At 35.3% G+C, this 18,196-nt stretch carries 17 protein-coding genes and 1 pseudogene; 15 read left to right on the top strand and 3 right to left on the bottom strand.

What is annotated here, in order from left to right:
- The first annotated feature begins 19 nt into the window (after window positions 1–19).
- The 7 genes from MUA40_RS10425 (at window position 20) to MUA40_RS10395 (ending at window position 6,177) form a co-directional block, all read left to right on the top strand.
- Window positions 20–1,024, top strand: coding sequence for a FecCD family ABC transporter permease (locus tag MUA40_RS10425; protein WP_016424397.1), 1,005 nt, complete (start codon window positions 20–22; stop codon window positions 1,022–1,024).
- Window positions 1,021–2,037, top strand: coding sequence for a FecCD family ABC transporter permease (locus tag MUA40_RS10420; protein WP_126496085.1), 1,017 nt, complete (start codon window positions 1,021–1,023; stop codon window positions 2,035–2,037). The genes MUA40_RS10425 and MUA40_RS10420 overlap by 4 nt, the downstream gene beginning before the upstream one ends.
- A gap of 166 nt (window positions 2,038–2,203) precedes the next feature.
- Complete coding sequence (locus MUA40_RS10415) at window positions 2,204–2,701, top strand: hypothetical protein (RefSeq protein ID WP_016424399.1); 498 nt, start codon at window positions 2,204–2,206, stop codon at window positions 2,699–2,701.
- A gap of 271 nt (window positions 2,702–2,972) precedes the next feature.
- Window positions 2,973–3,140 carry a hypothetical protein gene (locus MUA40_RS10410; protein ID WP_016424400.1) on the top strand — a complete coding sequence of 56 codons (168 nt, stop codon included), beginning with the start codon at window positions 2,973–2,975 and terminating at the stop codon, window positions 3,138–3,140.
- Window positions 3,141–3,232: 92 nt separating this feature from the next.
- On the top strand, window positions 3,233–3,415 hold the full coding sequence (locus MUA40_RS10405) for a hypothetical protein (protein ID WP_154840298.1): 183 nt from the start codon (window positions 3,233–3,235) through the stop codon (window positions 3,413–3,415).
- A gap of 626 nt (window positions 3,416–4,041) precedes the next feature.
- Window positions 4,042–5,109, top strand: coding sequence for a YkvI family membrane protein (locus MUA40_RS10400; RefSeq protein ID WP_016424401.1), 1,068 nt, complete (start codon window positions 4,042–4,044; stop codon window positions 5,107–5,109).
- Between the two features lie 42 nt (window positions 5,110–5,151).
- The gene (locus tag MUA40_RS10395) at window positions 5,152–6,177 is read left to right on the top strand and encodes an alpha/beta hydrolase (protein ID WP_016424402.1); all 1,026 of its coding nucleotides are present in this window, start codon (window positions 5,152–5,154) and stop codon (window positions 6,175–6,177) included.
- Window positions 6,178–6,337: 160 nt separating this feature from the next.
- On the opposite strand, the gene MUA40_RS10390 is transcribed toward MUA40_RS10395, so the two are convergent.
- Window positions 6,338–6,865 carry a GNAT family N-acetyltransferase gene (locus MUA40_RS10390; RefSeq protein WP_016424403.1) on the bottom strand — a complete coding sequence of 176 codons (528 nt, stop codon included), beginning with the start codon at window positions 6,863–6,865 and terminating at the stop codon, window positions 6,338–6,340.
- A 145-nt stretch (window positions 6,866–7,010) separates the two neighbouring features.
- On the opposite strand from MUA40_RS10390, the gene MUA40_RS10385 reads away from it, so the two are divergent.
- The 8 genes and pseudogenes from MUA40_RS10385 to MUA40_RS10350 form a co-directional block, all read left to right on the top strand.
- Complete coding sequence (locus MUA40_RS10385; protein WP_262569551.1) at window positions 7,011–7,931, top strand: NAD(P)H-binding protein; 921 nt, start codon at window positions 7,011–7,013, stop codon at window positions 7,929–7,931.
- A 5-nt stretch (window positions 7,932–7,936) separates the two neighbouring features.
- Window positions 7,937–8,617: a response regulator transcription factor gene (locus tag MUA40_RS10380; protein ID WP_016424405.1), complete on the top strand. Its 681-nt coding sequence runs from the start codon at window positions 7,937–7,939 to the stop codon at window positions 8,615–8,617.
- A complete protein-coding gene (locus MUA40_RS10375; RefSeq protein WP_016424406.1) occupies window positions 8,604–9,626 on the top strand; it encodes a sensor histidine kinase in 1,023 nt (340 codons plus the stop codon). Before MUA40_RS10380 ends, MUA40_RS10375 begins: the two co-directional genes overlap by 14 nt.
- Before the next feature lie 104 nt (window positions 9,627–9,730).
- Window positions 9,731–10,492 carry an ABC transporter ATP-binding protein gene (locus tag MUA40_RS10370; RefSeq protein ID WP_016424407.1) on the top strand — a complete coding sequence of 254 codons (762 nt, stop codon included), beginning with the start codon at window positions 9,731–9,733 and terminating at the stop codon, window positions 10,490–10,492.
- Entirely contained in the window at window positions 10,482–12,380 is a 1,899-nt protein-coding gene (locus tag MUA40_RS10365; RefSeq protein ID WP_016424408.1) for an FtsX-like permease family protein, read from the top strand. The genes MUA40_RS10370 and MUA40_RS10365 overlap by 11 nt, the downstream gene beginning before the upstream one ends.
- A gap of 684 nt (window positions 12,381–13,064) precedes the next feature.
- A complete protein-coding gene (locus tag MUA40_RS10360; RefSeq protein WP_016424409.1) occupies window positions 13,065–13,682 on the top strand; it encodes a DUF47 domain-containing protein in 618 nt (205 codons plus the stop codon).
- Between the two features lie 14 nt (window positions 13,683–13,696).
- The gene (locus MUA40_RS10355; protein ID WP_016424410.1) at window positions 13,697–14,698 is read left to right on the top strand and encodes an inorganic phosphate transporter; all 1,002 of its coding nucleotides are present in this window, start codon (window positions 13,697–13,699) and stop codon (window positions 14,696–14,698) included.
- Between the two features lie 271 nt (window positions 14,699–14,969).
- A pseudogene (locus MUA40_RS10350) lies at window positions 14,970–15,146 on the top strand (transposase); the annotation flags it as partial.
- A 303-nt stretch (window positions 15,147–15,449) separates the two neighbouring features.
- Here the strand turns inward: MUA40_RS10350 and MUA40_RS10345 are convergent.
- Window positions 15,450–16,265: a LysM peptidoglycan-binding domain-containing protein gene (locus tag MUA40_RS10345; protein ID WP_016424411.1), complete on the bottom strand. Its 816-nt coding sequence runs from the start codon at window positions 16,263–16,265 to the stop codon at window positions 15,450–15,452.
- A gap of 509 nt (window positions 16,266–16,774) precedes the next feature.
- Window positions 16,775–18,019 carry an aminoacyltransferase gene (locus MUA40_RS10340; RefSeq protein WP_016424412.1) on the bottom strand — a complete coding sequence of 415 codons (1,245 nt, stop codon included), beginning with the start codon at window positions 18,017–18,019 and terminating at the stop codon, window positions 16,775–16,777.
- Between the last annotated feature and the right edge of the window lie 177 nt (window positions 18,020–18,196).

Genomic DNA, 18,196 nt, shown 5'->3' with positions numbered 1-18,196 from the left:
TAAGGCATGGCGTATTCAAATGTTAAATAAAATTAAAATTGTTAAATTAAATTATGCATTGCAACTGATTTGTGCACTTGTGATACTCATATTTGTGTTTGTTCTTTCTATTTTATTGGGTGAGGCGCATGTCAATTTGTCAACGATTGCTGCAGCCATATTCCATTATGATCCATCGATTCAAGCACATAATATTATTTCTGAAATTCGTATCCCGCGTAATATTGGAGCGGTATTAGTAGGGGTTGCTTTAGCCACAGCGGGTGCAGTGATTCAAGGCGTCACAAAAAATGGATTAGCAGACCCCAGTTTAATTGGTTTAAACGCTGGGGCTGCTTTTGCGTTGGCAGTGACTTATGCATTTTTCCCCTCTGCGCCTTTTACGGTGCTTATTTTGGCCGGATTTATAGGCGCTATTTTTGGCGGTACAATCGTGATGATGATTGGCTCGTCAAGACGTGATGGATTTAATCCAATGCGGCTGATTCTTGCGGGTGCAGCGGTTAGTGCTCTTTTGACTGCATTAAGTCAAGGGATTGCATTAATTTATCGTCTGAATCAGTCTATTAATTTTTGGAGTGCTGGCGGTGTGTCCGGTACAAACTGGCAACAAATTATGATTAGTGCGCCCATTGTGTTAGTTGTTTTAGCTTTATTTATTCTTATAAGTCGCCAACTGACGATTTTAAGTTTAGGTGAAACTTTGGCAACTGGTTTAGGACAAAATGTAAAATGGATTCGTACACTAGCTTTAGTGCTCTCAATGTTATTAGCGGGGATATCAGTGGCGATGGTAGGTCAGATTGCTTTTATTGGTCTGATTGTGCCCCATATCGTACGTTATTTAGTAGGAACTGATTATATCAAAGTACTCCCAATGGCAGCGGTCATGGGTGGAACGTTAGTCCTATTGGCAGATTTAGTTGCAAGATTACTGGGAGAAGCGCCTATGAGTGCTATTATTTCTTTTATAGGTGTCCCTTATTTCTTCTACCTCATTCGAAAAGGGGGTAGTACGATATGATTCATCCAAAATTGAAACGGAAGCAACGCATTGTTTTAGTGACTGCTATTATCGTACTCTGTTTAGCTATAGTCTGGAATCTCACAACTGGTGAATATGCGATGTCCTATCGTCGTATTATTCAAACGTTTTTAGGCCAAGGGAATGCAGCAGATCAATTGATATTGATTGATTTCCGATTGCCGCGTATGTTGATTACACTTATGGCGGGTATCGCTCTAAGTTTGAGTGGCGTGATTTTACAAAGTGTGACTAAAAATCCATTAGCAGAGCCTGGTATATTAGGTATTAATGCAGGAAGTGGCTTTGCTATCGCATTGTTTATCGCAATTGGTCAAATCCAAGCGGATCAGTTTGTTTATGTTTTACCTATCATCAGTATGGTAGGTGGACTGTTGACGGCTTTTGCAATTTTCATCTTGAGTTATCAAGGGGATAAAGGTCTTTCTCCAGCAAGTATGGTATTGATTGGTGTCGGGATGTCGACTGCGTTGTCAGGTGCTGCGCTTACGCTAATGTCGACATTTGACAAAGATCAATCTGAATTTATAGCCACTTGGTTGGCAGGCAATATTTGGGGCGATACATGGCCTTTTGTATTCGCGTTTTTACCTTGGCTTATTATTTTAGTGCCTATTGTTATCTTTCAATCTGAAACTTTAAATATTTTAAATACAAGTGATACGATTGCTAAAAGTGTGGGTGTTCCGCTTAATAAAGCACGTATTTTATTAATTTTGATTGCTGTTCTCTTGTCTAGCGCTGCAGTGTCAGTGGCGGGAGCAATTGGATTTATCGGCTTAATGGGGCCTCATATTGCAAAGTCAATGGTAGGACCAAGACATCAATTATTTATACCGATTTCTATTGTCATTGGTGCTTTACTGCTGACTGTTTCAGATACATTAGGAAAAATTTTATTACAACCGAGCGGCGTACCAGCAGGTCTCGTCGTTGCTGTGATTGGTGCGCCTTACTTTTTGTATTTGATGTATCGAACACGTTCTGTATGATTTCAATCCTTCGACTGAGCGTGATAGATATAAAATATGTTAGAATGTAAATATATGAGATAATACGATAAAAATATAACTTAATGTGGCAGGTCAAACTGCAATCTTAATGTAATTATGTTAAGATAGTGGTAAATGGACATAGGCACATTCAGGAGGACAAGCCATGCAAGATTTAATAAAGAAACATGTCTTAAACGGCGAATTTGAAGCGGTAAAAAACTTAATGTCTGCAACTGACTTTTTAGCTTTTGAAGAAGCGTATATCTCTAGTGCACATGAGGAAGAAAGTGTCATGTATTATACATGTTTGCTTGATATGATTAAAGCGGAAGAAACAGCAGAAATTCATGATTTAGCTTTCTTATTACTTGTATATCCATTGAGTGATGTGCCAGGCGCATTAGATGCTGCATATTATCATGCTAAATCATCAATTGATTTGACTGAAGGTAAAGAAGTAAAAAGTTTATTACAAATGTTACTGTTGCATGCAATTCCAGAGCCTGTTATTTCTGATAAAAGGGCTTTTAGTGTTGCAAAACAAATCTTAAAGCTTGATCCAAATAATAAAGTGGCCAGAAACGTATTGAAAGAAACAGCGAAACGTATGGATCAAGTAGTGGTTGATTTTGATCAATTAAACCATTATAAAGACGCATAAAGCAATGTACGATCGCAAACGGATGTATGAACGAGGCGGAAATTTTATCCAACAAGATTTCTGTCTCGTTTTTTTATTGCATCACCTTGAATCGAAGTGCCTATCATCAATATTGTCGTGTCTAATTGATACATTAAGCAATAGATTTTTTGGTTCTTCATTTTTTATGGTGGGATGACATAAGTCATCCTGCTTTTTTGTACAAAAATAGCGCAAATGCCTCTATAATTTTAAGTGACTAAACCAAAAATAAAGGAGACATATTGCGCCTATGTGTAATGATATATTAAAGTTACTAAAAATTAAAGATAATAATATTAAAATCACTAAAGTGGAAGAAGATGTAGTTATTAGAGGTAAGAAATCTAACGTCATCTTTGGTACCCTTTCATACAAGCCTATGACTTGTCCTCACTGTTATCATACGAATCCAAACTGAATACACAAACACGGAAAACGTTTATCGCGAATTACTTTTTTAAGATTCCAAGAGATAGCAGTGTATTTAAATCTGTTAAAACAACGTTTTAAATGTATGGATGGAAAGTGTTACGCTTCTACAGAAAGTATGAGGATATCATTGCTTATACGATTGGAACCCCTCAATTCAATAATGGTGCGATTGAAGGAATTAATCAAAAAGTTAAACTGATTAAATTTCATATGGCTATCGCAACTTTTATAACTTCAAAATCGCATTTTTATTATTTTTAGACTGTATAAAAGATCAAAGAAAAAAGCAATGCCACTTTTCAATAGTGAAATTGCTTAAATAGATTGCGTATCGAGTCGAGACTCCCGAGGCATAGAGCCGAAACCGAAAATCCATTTTGGCTTCTTATGAGCTACAATAAAAGCCAAAATTAGTTGAGGTAAGGCGCCTGGGAAAGCGAGACTCGAAGAAGCAATCGGAAGTTTGCGACTTAATTATTATAGACACATAACCACCATATAAAGTGTACAGCCGATTTTTTGTAGTTAAAGATAAGTAAAGGTTGAAATTTAAAAGGGGATTTTCGAGACTTAAATGAGTATAAAATTACTCTAAAAGCGTACGTAAAAACTTTTGGGTTCAAAAAATACCTATAAAATTTTAAGAATTCTATGAAATCTTTTGTTGAATCTATTCATAATTAGAATAAATATGCATAATTGATTGCCTGTAACGTGTGTTTATTCATAAAAAAGTATAAAAAACTGTAAGAAAATCATTTGATAATGCGCTCATAGCTGTCATATCAAGCCTTTCAGATAGTTGATAGGCGTATCATAATTTGAAATTAATGGAGTAATATGTTTTAATGTTTTACGTGTTTTGCTAACGAGGAGGTCAAAACAGTATGCAAAAATATAGTGAAGCTATAAAAATAGCTTTTGCCTATGTAGGCGTTGTTGTAGGTGCCGGTTTTTCAACTGGGCAAGAAGTCCTACAATTCTTCAGTAGATATGGTATTTATTCCTATATAGGTGTACTTATTTCAGGTTTAATCCTGACATTTATCGGGCGTCAAGTTGCAAAAATTGGGACAGCCTTTGATGCAGATAATCATGGATCGACACTTGAGTATTTATTTGGTAAAAAAATCGGTCTTGTCATCGATTATGTATTAATTTTGTCACTTTATGCCGTAACAATTACGATGATTGCGGGTGCAGGCTCTACATTTGAAGAGAGCTTTGGTGTACCTACATGGTTAGGCGCGCTTTTGATGTGTATTGCCGTCTATATCACATTACTTATGGATTTTAATAAGATTGTAAGAGCTTTAGGGATTGTAACCCCTGTATTAATTGTTTTAGTTGTACTGATTGCTGTCACATTCTTATTTAAAGGCAGCATTCCTATTTCAAAAATCAACAGTGTTGTTGAAACACCAAATATTGGTTTAGCAATTTGGAATGGATTCAATTATGGTGGTCTTGCTTTTGCAGTAGGATTTAGTACTTTAGTTGCAATCGGTGGAGATGCATCTAAGAGACTAGTCTCTGGTTTAGGTGGTCTTTTAGGTGGGGTTGTCTATTTAGTATTATTAGGTTTAATTAACTTCGCTTTACACTCAGAATATACAGCGATTAAAGATTCTGCCATCCCAACATTAGTTTTAGCGGGGAAAATATCTCCAATTTTAACATTTGTATTATCTATCGTGATGTTAGCTGTAATGTATAACACAATTTTAGGTTTGTCTTATTCATTTGCAGCACGTTTTACAACACCTTATACAAAAGGTTATTATATTATGATTTCTATACTTGTACCGTTAGCATACGGATTAAGTTTCGTAGGCTTTGAAGGACTTATTAAAGTGGTTTACCCAATTATGGGGGTTATTGGCCTCTTTATCGTGCTTGCGGTTATTGTTAAATATCTCTATCGTAAATCTCAAGATAAGAAATTTATTGCTTAATTGATTAGATGTGTTACAATTTTTCCGAAAGGGAAGATTGGAATGACGAATCATAGAAAAAGATGGATTGTGATCACATCAATCATTTTACTCGTTATAGCCGGTCTGATCGCCGGCTATTTTTTTGAGCCTCGACTATCGAGACAGGAACAAAATAGAGTATCAATTCAAAATAAAAATGTTTCAGTATTTAAAGACATTACTTACATGGAAGGCTTACCGAATAGTCAACTCGATATTATTATGCCTAAGCATGTGAGCGCGGATGAACAGCTACCTGTGATTTTTTGGGCGCACGGTGGAGGATTTATCGCTGGGGATAAGCAATACAAAAACCCACTACTTGCGAATATTGTTGAGCATGGCTACGTTGTAGTTAATGTCAATTATGCACTCGCACCAGAGTATCAATATCCGACACCACTCATTCAAATGGATCGAGCGGTCACGTTTATTAAAAATCACGAAAGTAACTTGCCTATTGATTTAAATCAAGTCATTATTGGTGGCGATTCAGCAGGTGCACAAATTAATAGTCAATTTACTGCAATTCAAACGAACCGCGCATTACGTGAAGAAATGAATTTTCGACAACAGTTTACACCTGAACAAATTAAAGCGGCTATTTTCTTTGGTGGTTTTTATGATATGAAAACCGTTCGCTCAACTGAATTTCCAAGAATTAATTTATTTATGAGAAGTTATTTAGGTGTGAAAAAATGGGAAATGAGTTCGAAAAATATTGCTGAAATGTCCACAGAGAATCAAATTACTAAAGATTTTCCATCGACATTTTTATCTGTAGGGGATGACGATCCTTTTATGAGTCAAAATGAAAGTTTTGCGAATGCCCTAGAAGAGAAAGGTGTCTCGGTGGATCGATTCTTCTTTGATGGTTCACATCACTTGAAACATCAATACCAGTTTCATCTCAATAAACCAGAATCCAAAGAGAATATTCAAAAAGTCTTAAGCTTTTTAAGTAGAAATACAACAGGCACACAAGTCGGTCCGGATAATAAAGATACGGACCACACTGAAATTAACTTAAATCCATACGATAACTAAGTAAAAGCACTGAAATCATAACTGTGGATGTGCATTCCAAAAATGGGGCTCAAACCTAACTTTATGGAATGTACATCATTTTAATAGATTTCAGTGCTTTTAAATATAAAAATATGACGATTATGTGAGTCGAACTTCATAAAATGATAAAATAGAGATATTAAGGCGTTGGATTAGAAGAAGAGGATAGCAAATAAGCCATAATAAACGAGTTGTAGTAATGATTTTCAATTTTGAGTGTATGTTGAAGTTCACCCTCAATTTTAAATCCTGCCCGTTCATAGAATTGAACAGCTGCTTTATTTTCAGTAACAACGCTTAGAGAAAGGCGTGTAACCCCGTGTTGACGGCACCATTCCATACATTGTTGTAAAAGTTGATACCCAATGCCTGCATTCTGGTATTGACGTAGCACACCAATAGATATTTCAGCAATATGTGCAATCCGATGAAGCGTTTTTGTTTTAACTGTTAAATAGCCGACAAGTTGCTCCTCTTTTTGAGCAACGAAAATAGCTAAATGAGGTGAAGTGATGACTTCTTCCATTTTTGAAATGGCATTTTCAAATGAAGGCATATATTCACCTGGATCGTAAAGCATATATTCAGATTCTTCAAAGACTTGTTGCATGAGTGTGGTGAATGTATTGACATCGTTAATGCTGACTTCTCTAATTGTTACTGACATGCTTTCAACTCCATTTCATGTTTTTAGTTCGCCTCGTCATTAATAGAGATTCACATTTATTGTAACGTAAAATAAGACATTTAGGAAATTTCTATAACACGGATCAACTGTTAAATATTAGGTATTGATAGGAGAGGAGTTTACGATGAAACCCAATGTGTTGCTAGCTGGTGGTACAGGTTATATTGGCAAAACACTCATTCATACGCTTGCTGATCGTTGCTTTATTCATACGATATCTAAATATCCTAAAAAGCAGGCACAGTCAGCAGTGAATTGGATTGAAGCGGATATTTACAATTATCTTGATGTTTTAAGAGCGATGCATGGTATAGATATCGCGATTTATTTTTTAGATCCAACGAAACATTCAGCTAAAATGACAAGAGCTTTAGCGAAAGATTTGAACCTCATTGCCGCTGATAATTTTGCGCGTGCTGCGGCTCAGCAAGGTGTCAAAGAAATCATTTATGTTAGAGGTAGTCAATTTGATAATGAAACAATCCAACAATTGGGTAGATATGGTGTATCGGTGCGATGTACGAGTAAAAAAGTGAACCGACCTCATATTTCTGTTGAATTCCAAGGTGCCAAATATAATGATATACGCCTTGTACATCATATTCCGAAGCCGTTGAAGTGGCATTTAGATAGCTTTATCCATCAAATGGGGATATGGCTGTCTCAAACGCCGGGAACGCGGACTTCGATTCGACATGTCGATCATCGAATTGAAGTCTATGATAAAAAGCAAAAGCGATTGTTGATGATATTTGAACTTAATAAAATAGATGACACGCTCTATAGACTTGAAATGGTCAAAGGACGTTTGGCAAAAGTTAAAGGGGGCAATCACGCCATTATTGAATTTCGTTATATTCAACAATTAGACGCGGTCATTGTGCATTTATTTGATTATATTCCACGGGCATGGTGGCCGATTGCTTACTTTATTCAAGTCCCATTTTTTCAAATGTTAGTGAGAGGATTTGATATGAAATGTCGCATTCAAAACTATTATGATCGCCAACAAAACGGTGAAGATTTGCACTATACGAAGGAGTGACGGATTTGGATATACTACTGGTAGAAGATGATCAAACATTATGTCAACAAATCACTGAGGCATTGATGTCATGGGATTATCATGTCACTTGTATTCAAAACTTTGATGAAGTTTTTCAAGAATATCAAAAAGCTGATCCTCATATTATTTTAATGGATATTACATTGCCCAAATTCGATGGCTTTCATTGGACGCGACAAATTCGTCAGCATGCGAATGTACCGATTGTATTTATATCATCACGTGATCATCCAATGGATCAAGTGATGAGTATGGAGATTGGCGCAGATGACTATATACAAAAACCGTTCCATATGCCTGTTCTGATTGCTAAGTTACAAGCGATTTTTCGGCGTGTGTATCAATATAATCAAGAAGAACGACGGACCATCTTGTGGCGAGACAGTGTTGTAGATTTGTCGAAAGGAACGATAGTAAGAGCTGATCAAACAGCAGTGTTATCTAAAACTGAAATGCTTATTTTAGAGGTTTTACTCAAGTATAAAAATCAAATTGTCTCTCGTGACACGTTAATGACAGCGTTATGGGATGATGAAGCATTTGTAAGTGATAATACACTCACTGTAAATGTCAATCGTTTACGTAGAAAATTGGCAGATATCGGTTTGGATGGTGTCATAGAAACAAAAGTAGGGAAAGGTTATCTCGCACATGAAAACAATTAAGTGGATATTTTATTTTTTAAGAGAGCGTATCGCTTGGATTGGTTTACTGGTTGCGTTGGATTTACTTTTTTTATTACTTGGTGCTTTAGACGAAAAGATATCACTTGATAGCTTGTGGTATTTCATAGGATTGAAATGGCTTGTGAGCATTGCGTTTTTGATACGTACCTATTTGAAAGAAACACGTTTTTATCAGCGTCTAGAATCTTATGCGGAAGTCGAATCATTGCAGCATCGCTATTTAGCAGAATCACCTTTTGAAAAGATGACATTAGATTATTTACAGGTGAAAATTCAACAACTTCAACAGTCTATGGGTGAACAACAAGAATGGATTAATTTGAGTGAACAAAGTATGACAGAGTTTATTCACGATATTAAAACACCCGTGACGGCGTTAAAATTGTTAATCGAAAAAGAAGAAGATAGTGAGCGCCGAAACCAATTGATGTTTGAATGGTCTCGCATTGATTATATGCTCGATCAACAACTGTTTTTAGCGAGGCTGAATCATCAATCCAATGACATGTATTTCGAAAGCGTCAAGTTGCGTGCCATTCTAATTGAAGAAATTCAACAAACGCGTCATCTCTGTTTACAAAAAGGGATTGGATTTGATTTGGCTGTGTCAGACACGCTAACGGTTTATACGGATAAGCGATGGATTCGTATGGTCATTCGTCAAATTATTTCAAATGCGATTAAATACTCTGACCATGCGTACATTTCGATTTATACGACGTTTGAAGATGATCAAGTGCATTTACATATTCAAGATAGAGGAAGCGGTATAGCAGCACACGATTTGCCACGTATTTTTCAACGCGGTTATACGGGTAAAAATGAGCATTATCAACAGGTCTCTTCAGGTATGGGGCTTTATTTAGTCGATGCTGTACGTGATGCTTTACGTATTCAAGTGACTGTAGACTCTCAACTTGGTGAAGGCACAACAGTCTCAATTCATTTTCCAATGCAGAACGAAAACATTGCACGCATGTCAAAGTGACAAAAATGTCACATAAGACATGCGTTTTGTCACATGATACGCACGATTTATCATTGTATTCACTATAAAATAGCATTATAAATTTGATGAAGGAGTGAGGAATCGTGTCCATTTTAAATGTGAGTCATGTTAGTAAAATATATGGGAATAAAAAACAAAGCTTTGAAGTTTTAAAAGACATTAATTTCAAAGTTGAAGAAGGCGCATTTGTAGCGATTATGGGGCCTTCTGGTTCGGGTAAGACGACATTATTAAATGTTTTAAGTTCAATTGATTACGTATCAAGAGGAACGATTGAAGTGAACAAACAAGACATCACGCGTATGTCGAACAAACAACTCTCTCACTTCAGAAAACAAAATGTCGGTTTTATTTTTCAAGATTATAATGTTTTAGACACTTTGACTGTACGTGAAAATATCATGTTGCCTTTATCTATCGGAAAAATGAATAAGGCTGAAGCGGAGCAACGCTACCAAGAAGTGACAGATGCGCTCGGAATCACAGATTTGAGCCATAAATATCCGAATGAAATATCAGGCGGTCAAAAACAGAGAACAGCAGCGGCACGTGCATTAATTAGTAAACCTGCGATTATTTTTGCAGATGAACCTACAGGGGCATTAGATTCTAAAAGTGCACAAGATTTATTAAAACGATTAGATATGATTAATCGTCACATGAAAACAACAATTGTGATGGTGACACATGATCCGGTAGCAGCAAGTTATGCGCATCGCGTGATTATGTTGAAAGATGGTCAAATTCATACAGAATTGTATCAAGGGGACAAACCCGCTTCACACTTTTACCAAGAAATCATTCAAAATCAAAGTGTGTTAGGTGGTGTACAGCATGCGTTTTAGTCATATTGTACTTAAAAATTTCCGCCAAAATTTGCGCCATTATGCGATATATTTGTTTTCTTTGCTACTCAGTATCTCGTTGTACTTTAGTTTTGTGACATTGAAATATACAGACGATATTACGCATTCAGAGTCCGCAAAATTATTGAAAAACAGTGCAGCCATTGGTGAAAAGTTTTTATTTGTCATTATTATTGTCTTTTTACTTTATGCAAATTGGTTGTTTATTAAAAGAAGAACAAAGAGTTTTGCGCTATTTCAGTTAATTGGTTTGTCGCGTAAAGACTTAATGCGCATGCTCGGGCTAGAACAAATTGTTATTTTCATTTCGACAACATTCATTGGGGGCATTATAGGCTTATTTGGTTCACGCCTACTCTTATTAATTATTAAAAACGTAGCGCATTTACCGCTGGAAATCAAAATTGCATTTGAGCCTCAAGCTTTAGGTGTCACTTTAGTTCTTGTTATCTTATCTTTCTTGCTTATTATGATTCAAAGTTACTTGTTCTTAAAGCGACGTTCTATCATCCAAATGATGAATGATATCAAGCAAACTGAAGCGCCTCAAGCCCAAATTACTAAAAGAGACGTTATTTTAGGAATACTCGGTATTGTAATGATTGGTACCGGTTATTACCTTTCTGTCATAATGCTAAGAGAAGCAACGCTTATTATGACATTAATACCATTGATTTTATTAACTACAGTGCTAGGCGCCTACTTTTTCTTTAGAAGTTCGGTGTCACTTATTTTTAAAGCACTTAAGAGAAGTAAACATGGCTATGTGAATGTGACAGATGTTGTATTTACAGCTTCTATTATGCACAGAATGAAGAAAAATGCTTTTTCTCTAACCGCTATTGGTATTATTTCTGCCATTACGATAACGATTTTATCTTTTGCGGCTATTGGCCAAGCGAATATTCAAAAAAATGTAGACATTATGAGTCCTCATGAATTTACTTATATGAAAGAAAAATCAGCACAACAATTTGAAAATCAATTAAAATCGCATCACATCCCATATGACAAAAATGTCTTGCATATGATTGATGTATCCATTTTGAAAGAAGGGAGTGATGTGGATAAAAACTACACTGTTACACCCGTTGTAAGCGATAAAGAAATTGATGATGTGCAGGTGAATAAAGGTGAGGTTGCATTTGTAAATGGAAGCAGTGTCTCTAACAACATCTCTGGTTTGAAAAAAGGCATCCAAATGCGACTAGGGAATGATAAAAAATACGTCCAATTAAAAGTTAAAGATATTTCAAATCAATTTTATGTTGCAAATAGAATTATTATTGGGCAGTCACTTGCAGTAGTGAATGACAAAGATTTTAAAACTTTACAAACAACGCAATTAAATAACAAAGAAAGTGGCCCAACGACGCAAATTGGATATGATTTGAAAAATGAAAAAGATATCAAAGCAGCTGAAAAGTGGAATCAACAATATAATAAGGAAATACCTCAAAACCGATCATCATTGCTTACCGAACAACTACAATTTTCAGGAATGTTTTTATTTGTGAGCAGCTTCTTAGGTATTGCGTTCTTAATTGCTGCAGGATGTATTATTTATATTAAACAAATGGATGAGACAGAGGATGAGATGCAAAACTATCGTATTTTACGCAAAATGGGTTACACGCATCAAGATATGTTTAAAGGTTTAGCATTAAAAGTCGTATTTAATTTTGGATTACCATTGATCATCGGATTGCTTCATGCAGGCTTTGCTGCAAGAGCATTCAATGAATTAATGGATGGCCAAAGCTTTATCCCTGTATTCATTGCGATGGGTGTATATACAATCATCTACTTTGTATTTGCACTACTCGCTTACATGCATTCACGACGTAGCATTAAATATTCGATTTAAAATAGTAAAATTTAATCCGATATCATGACGTAATGAAATATGTCATTATTTTAAATCGTTTTAAAGGCATGATAGAAATCTTAAAATATAGAGGTTTCTATCATGCTTTTTTGGTATATAAAACGGGTCATCTACATTTGAAAAAGATTTGTACCGGGCATATGATATTGTCTGATGATATACATTTTTTAGTTTTAAAAGGAATACATATTTTATAAATATAACAATAAATCATTTGAATGATAACAAAAACTTATCATATTTTTGGGTGACTGATAGGCTAAATCTTTTAAATTAAACTTTAAAAATATTTTCAAATTCTTTAAAAAGTTTATAATAACCCTACATTAGAGATTAATAATACCTTAATAGTTACAGAATTTTCGAAAATAAACGTACATTTAATAAAATACGTTGATGATTTTAAGAGGGCAAATACCTTAACAAAATAAAATGTTAAGGTTTTGTAAATTTAATTGTGGCGCTTTAAAATATATGCTATTTTCAAATAGGAATTGTGAAAAAGGTTGAAAGCATGTAACAACAATGAAATAAGAAAATCAAAAGGTGATATGACCCTATCAAGCATCTTATGAGTTAACAAAGGTTTAACATTATCTTATAATTAAAGTAATAAAACTTTTACAAAAGTGATTGGGTAATCGCTGAATGGAGGATTTTAAGATGATTAGGAAGAAAAAGGATAAGTTCATGGAACGCCTAGAGGATATGATCTTCAATTTAGACCGTGCAGCAATTGAGTTCGGTAAAATGGATTTCAATACACACCTAGACTTGCGAGCTTATGCTGACAATATCAAGACGTATGAATCACATGGTGACGACTTAATGCACCAAGTCATAACAGATTTAAACCAAACATTCATTACGCCAATCGAACGTGAAGATATTATGTCATTGTGTAATGCGATTGATGATGTCTTGGATGCAATGGAAGAAACATCGGGTATGTTTGAGATGTATTCGATTGAATATACAGATGAGTATATGCTTGAGTTTGTGGATAATATTCAAAAAGCAATTGGCGAGATGAAATTGGCCATTGGTTTAATGACAGAGAAAAAACTTTCACATATGCGTGTACACTCTATCAATATTAAAGAATATGAGACAAATTGTGATGGCATTTTACGTCAGTCTATTAAACATATTTTTAATAGTGAAACAGACCCTGTTACTTTAATTAAAATTAAAGACATCTATGAAAGTTTAGAAAATATTGCCGACCGCTGTCAGGCTGTTGCAAATAATTTTGAAACAATCATAATGAAAAATAGCTAAGGGAGTCCTTGTTTATGGAGTTTTTGTTGCTTATTACGGTAGCTATCATTATCTTTTCGTTATTATTTGATTTTATCAACGGGTTTCATGATACAGCCAATGCAGTTGCGACGGCAGTATCAACGCGTGCGTTATCACCGAGACAAGCCATTTTGTTGGCAGCATTTATGAACTTTATCGGGGCACTGACTTTTACGGGTGTAGCCTCAACAATTACAAAAGAAATCGTCGATCCATTTACGTTAGAAAATGGTCTCGTTGTTGTGTTAGCAGCGATTTTGGCGGCTATTGTATGGAATTTAGTGACTTGGTATTACGGGATACCGAGCTCATCTTCACACGCGTTAATCGGTGCAATTGCAGGTGCGGCAATTGCTTCTGCGGGTTCTTTTAATGTGTTACACTACCAAGGCTTTACGAAAATTGTGTTAGTGTTACTGTTATCACCCGTGATTGCATTTATCGTTGGTTTTATTATTTATACGATTGTCAAAACGATTTTTAGAAATGCGAATTTAACAAGAACCAATCGTAATTTTCGTATCTTTCAAATATTCACAGCGTCTTTACAATCTTTTTCTCACGGTACAAACGATGCCCAAAAATCAATGGGGATTATTACATTAGCGTTAATTGTAGCGAATTTACAAACGAGTGTTGAGCCTGCATTATGGGTTAAGGTCTCTTGTGCAACGGCAATGGGATTAGGAACAGCCATTGGGGGCTGGAAGATTATTAAAACAGTGGGCGGTAACATTATGAAAATTCGCCCAGCAAATGGTGCGTCAGCTGATTTAGCTTCAGCGTTGACAATATTTGTCGCATCATCACTTCATTTTCCATTATCAACAACACATGTTGTATCTTCATCTATCCTAGGGGTAGGTTCTTCAAATCGAATTAAAGGTGTGCATTGGAATACAGCGAAACGTATGATCGTCACTTGGGTCATTACATTACCAATTTCAGCTGTTATTGCTGCAGTCTTTTATTTGATTTTAAACTTGTTCTTATAATAGAGAAGTATCTATAGCTTAAGCGTCTCTGTCTATTGCAAGATGAATGTGCAATAGCATATGCAAACGGACAAACACGACTTTATTAGGTTCTTCATTTTTATGGTGGGATGACATAAGTCATCCTGCTTTTTTGTACAAAAATAGCGCAAATGCCTCTATAATTTTAAGTGACTAAACCAAAAATAAAGGAGACATATTGCGCCTATGTGTAATGATATATTAAAGTTACTAAGAATTAAAGATAATAATATTAAAATCACTTGGAACCCCTCAATTCAATAATGGAGCGATTGAAGGAATTAATCAAAAAGTTAAACTGATTAAAAGAGTTTCATATGGCTATCGCAACTTTTATAACTTTAAAAATCGCATTTTTATTATTTTTAGACTGTATAAAAGACCAAAGAAAAAAGCAATGCCACTTTTCAATAGTGAAATTGCTTAAATAGATTGCGTACCGAGTCGAGACTCCCGAGGCATAGAGCCGAAACCGAAAATCCATTTTGGCTTCTTATGAGCTACAATAAAAGCCAAAATTAGTTGAGGTAAGGCGCCTGGGAAAGCGAGACTCGAAGAAGCAATCGGAAGTTTGCGACTTAATTATTATAGATACATAACCACCATATAAAGTGTACAGCCCTTTATTACTACAGCATGCTATAAAAATTGATAATTTTAAACAATAAAAAGCCATTAGAAGTTTTTTCGCTTCTAATGGCTTTTTTTATGACGTATGTTTCAAAATGAATTAGTGAATATAATTATATTGAGACGCAACTGAAGCAGGAATTGTACGATAATCAACAACACCTGGAGGCGTATTGTAATTCATTTCTGAAATAAGAATGCTACCATCTGGATTTGTACGCTCAACATAAGCTACGTGACCGACTGGACCTTCAAAGTTTTGCATAATAGAGCCAACAGTAGGATTGTGATCTACTGTATATCCATCAGCTGCTGCATTGCTAGCCCAATGATCGGCATTCCACCAATACGTACTGATAGGTTGGCCTGTTTCAGCACGACGGTTGAACACGTGCCATGTACATTGACCCCAGTCGTATAAATTTTGATGATTAAATGTTGGAGAAGTATAGCCTCCGTTACCTGTGGATGAACCATTTGCGCCACCGCTTTGAGGGGCTTGTGCACCACCAGAACCACCAGGGATTTTTAAAGTTTGTTGTGGATGGATCAAATAACTATTTAAGCCATTTGCACGCATCAAATCTTGGACACTGACACCATATTGTGCGGCAATAACATTTAAAGATTCGCCTGCTTGTACAACGTGTGAACCATTATTAGATGATTGTGCTGTTGCAGCACCACCAGCACCGCTGCCTCCACCGATTGAGAGGACTTGACCAGGGAATACCATGTTATTGTCTAACTGATTGGCTTGTTTAATTTGATCAACAGATGTGCCGTATTGTTGTGCGATTGACCATAATGACTCTCCAGATTGAACCGTATGTTGCGTTGAAGCTTCGGCATCATGATGCGTTAATAATGCAGCTGCGCCAGATGCCATCGTAAATGCAAATGCGAATTTTTTCAATGTATTTCCTCCTTAGTGACACTTAGATTTTAAATCTCTATCATTTATGAGTGTTCTAATTTGTTATGAATACACTACCCATGATAACAAAGAATAAATCATATAGGGCACTTGTTACGAATTTGTAATGTTGTGGAAAATTTTATTTAATTTGACGGATGACTTTAAACATTGTAATGCCCGAATTGCTGCATGCTTTTTAACTGACAGAAAATTTTGTTTTGTAAGATGATTTTAATATAACGCCATCTCATTTACCTAGTTAATCAAGATGAACTCTAATAAATAAACGCGTGTGATAATTAAGGGATAAATAGGTGGGCAAGTGGACGGATAATTTCACTTATAGAAAGGGCGTATTGATAAAATGGCAGTGGGTAGCTGGATTGCACAGGGGCTTGTTGTAAGCTTTGTGCAATCCGAGTAGTCATCCCCATGCCTTAAACGGAAGGCAGATATGAATTGATGGTAAAAGATGAGGAAACCGTCATAAAACGACGGTCTATCAATTAACGCTCTCGGTTGAGTAATTTGTAAATGAAATACCAGTTTTTCTTAATAGGCTTAACGAAATCACCGATATATTCTTCAACGTGTGCATTAAATCCTTTTTTGAATTGTTGAACACCGTAGTCTTCTGCATCTTTTGAAAAATCGCCTGTTACGCCATAAAAATTGTAACGATCAATGTGATGGTCTAGGCTAAATTTAATCATTTCCCATTGTAATTTATAAGCACCCATAAATTCATTATATTTCGGGTTGGATCCGCTAGATAAATAGTACATTTCATGATTGTTATAGATGTATAAAGCAGCGGCTAAATCAAGTACTTCACCATCACTTTCGATGAGCGATTGAATTCTTTCAATTTTTTTGTTTGAGCTTTGAAGTCGTTGACGTAAATCTTGTACTTTTGATTTCTGTTTTTTAGAATTAGGATTTTCTTCTAATTTTTCTTCTGCTGAAGTTAACGTTTCTGTGATGGACTGATGTTGTGATGTTAATGTGCTTAAGTAATCTTTCAAATTAATAGTCGCAATTTTTAAAGCAGAATTTTTATAGATTTTTTGCATTTCTTTAAAATAGTCTAAATCTCTAAATGAAAAGCCGTGTTTTTCTTCAGCCATTTTAAAAAGTTTGAAGAAGCGTTCTGTTTCATCAATACTTAATTCTTCAACTTGTACATGTATTTCTTCGGTCTTTTTAATATTTCTGCGTGTTTGGTATTGCATTGCTTTTAATAAGTCTGCTTCTGTTTTATCTTTTAGATCAAGGACTGACAGCCATCTAATTTGGCTCAATGGATGATAACCAATCGAATAGCCTTGATGTTTATAACCAAGCCCTTCAAGTGTCGTTTTAAATGTTTCATAATGATGCGACGCAATGATTTCACCATCTGCATTGTATTCGTTGATGACCATATAAGGATCAACTAATGTAAATAAGCAGTTTTGTTTTTTCAAATACTGTGTGAGATTTTCAAAGAAAAACGTTACTAACTCAGTGTTATGAAAATCCATTACTGGCCCTCTATGTGAGTAAAAGTATTTAAAGAATTTCATCACACGAGCTTCTGTAAATAAACAACCTGCAATCACTTCGCCCTCATCGTTTTTAACACCGACAATATGAACGTCTTGGCTTTTATTATCTCTATATTCGAAGAGATCTTTACTTTGCGTGTAATGCGAAAAATTCTCTTGAGCAAATGAATCAAATTCTTGTTCAGTTAAATTTAAAAATTGCATAATTTCGTCCTTTCAGTAAGCAAGATATATTCGTGATATTAAAATTTGAAGCAAAAAAGCGAGTTTCAATACATAAGCGCTACACTCTCATCCTATTTCATTAAATCCACATCAAACTACATATCATGTAAGCGATAACAAAAAGTGATATCATATTAATATGTAAGGGGCGCGCCG

The sequence above is a fragment of the Staphylococcus schleiferi genome, from assembly GCF_025558325.1.
Taxonomy (GTDB): Bacteria; Bacillota; Bacilli; order Staphylococcales; family Staphylococcaceae; genus Staphylococcus; species Staphylococcus schleiferi.
Note: the sequence above shows the minus strand (reverse complement) of the source record. Positions and strands in the feature narration are given on the sequence as shown.

Excerpts from the sequence above, each read along its gene's own strand:
- MUA40_RS10400 (WP_016424401.1), top strand. The coding sequence starts at position 4,042 with ATGCAAAAATATAGTGAAGCTATAAAAATAGCTTTTGCCTATGTAGGC.
- MUA40_RS10340 (WP_016424412.1), bottom strand. The coding sequence starts at position 18,019 with ATGCAATTTTTAAATTTAACTGAACAAGAATTTGATTCATTTGCTCAA.
- MUA40_RS10365 (WP_016424408.1), top strand. The coding sequence starts at position 10,482 with ATGCGTTTTAGTCATATTGTACTTAAAAATTTCCGCCAAAATTTGCGC.
- MUA40_RS10405 (WP_154840298.1), top strand. The coding sequence starts at position 3,233 with ATGTATGGATGGAAAGTGTTACGCTTCTACAGAAAGTATGAGGATATC.
- MUA40_RS10355 (WP_016424410.1), top strand. The coding sequence starts at position 13,697 with ATGGAGTTTTTGTTGCTTATTACGGTAGCTATCATTATCTTTTCGTTA.
- MUA40_RS10385 (WP_262569551.1), top strand. The coding sequence starts at position 7,011 with ATGAAACCCAATGTGTTGCTAGCTGGTGGTACAGGTTATATTGGCAAA.
- MUA40_RS10360 (WP_016424409.1), top strand. The coding sequence starts at position 13,065 with ATGATTAGGAAGAAAAAGGATAAGTTCATGGAACGCCTAGAGGATATG.
- MUA40_RS10410 (WP_016424400.1), top strand. The coding sequence starts at position 2,973 with ATGTGTAATGATATATTAAAGTTACTAAAAATTAAAGATAATAATATT.
- MUA40_RS10415 (WP_016424399.1), top strand. The coding sequence starts at position 2,204 with ATGCAAGATTTAATAAAGAAACATGTCTTAAACGGCGAATTTGAAGCG.
- MUA40_RS10425 (WP_016424397.1), top strand. The coding sequence starts at position 20 with ATGTTAAATAAAATTAAAATTGTTAAATTAAATTATGCATTGCAACTG.
- MUA40_RS10390 (WP_016424403.1), bottom strand. The coding sequence starts at position 6,865 with ATGTCAGTAACAATTAGAGAAGTCAGCATTAACGATGTCAATACATTC.
- MUA40_RS10395 (WP_016424402.1), top strand. The coding sequence starts at position 5,152 with ATGACGAATCATAGAAAAAGATGGATTGTGATCACATCAATCATTTTA.
- MUA40_RS10375 (WP_016424406.1), top strand. The coding sequence starts at position 8,604 with ATGAAAACAATTAAGTGGATATTTTATTTTTTAAGAGAGCGTATCGCT.
- MUA40_RS10420 (WP_126496085.1), top strand. The coding sequence starts at position 1,021 with ATGATTCATCCAAAATTGAAACGGAAGCAACGCATTGTTTTAGTGACT.